Genomic DNA, 866 nt, shown 5'->3' with positions numbered 1-866 from the left:
CGGACGCGGGCGTCGCGCTGCTCACCGTCGGCACCGAAGCGCGCTGGGAGCAGGTCGAATCGCTGGCGCGCGGGGTCGTCGAGGCGGCCCGCGCGGGCGGCGAGGCGGCCAGCGGCGAGGTGCTCGGCGACCTGTTCGCGCTGGCCCAGACCATCGCGACGCTCACCGGCGGCCTGGTCAGCATCGAGGACACCGCGAACCGCGTCCTCGCCTACTCGCGGGCGGGCGACGAGGTGGACGAGCTGCGGCGGCTGTCGATCCTCGGCCGCGAAGGCCCGGAACGCTACCTCGCGATGCTCCGCGAATGGGGCGTCTACCAGCGGCTGCGCGCCGGCGAGGGGATCGTGCGCATCGACGAGCGCCCCGAGCTGGGCATCCGCCGCCGGATCGCGGCCGGCATCCACGCCGGCAAGCAGCCGCTCGGCACGATCTGGGTCCAGGAGGGCGCCCAGCCGCTCACCGAACGCGCCGAGACCGCCCTGCTCGGCGCGAGCCGGACCCTCGCCCCGCAGCTCATCCGGGCTCGCACGCTGCCGAGCCCCGAGCTGCGGCTGCGTGAGGACCTGCTGGCCAGCCTGCTGGAAGGGCGGCTGGACGCGGAGTCCGTCGCGGACGACATCGGCGCCGACCCGTCGCGCCCGGCGCAGGTGCTCGCGTTCTCGCTGGAGCGCTCGGACAACCGGCAGCTGCGCCGCGCGGAGCTGGTGCACCTGATCGCCGTGCACACGGCGGCCTACCGGCGCAGCGCGCTGGTGAGCGTGATCGGCGGCCGCGTCTACGCGCTGCTGCCGGACCTGCCCGAGCACTCCGACGCGGCGGTGCTGGCACTGGCGCGCGAGATCGCCGCGACCGCCCGGCGGCACCTG

At 76.1% G+C, this 866-nt stretch carries 1 pseudogene; it reads left to right on the top strand.

Features of this window, described 5'->3' with window-relative positions:
• Positions 1-866, top strand: a pseudogene (locus tag G3I65_RS38595) (PucR family transcriptional regulator); the annotation flags it as partial.

The sequence above is a fragment of the Amycolatopsis sp. SID8362 genome, assembly GCF_010550475.1.
Taxonomy (GTDB): Bacteria; Actinomycetota; Actinomycetes; order Mycobacteriales; family Pseudonocardiaceae; genus Amycolatopsis; species Amycolatopsis eburnea.
This window is presented reverse-complemented; position numbering and strand designations above follow the sequence as displayed.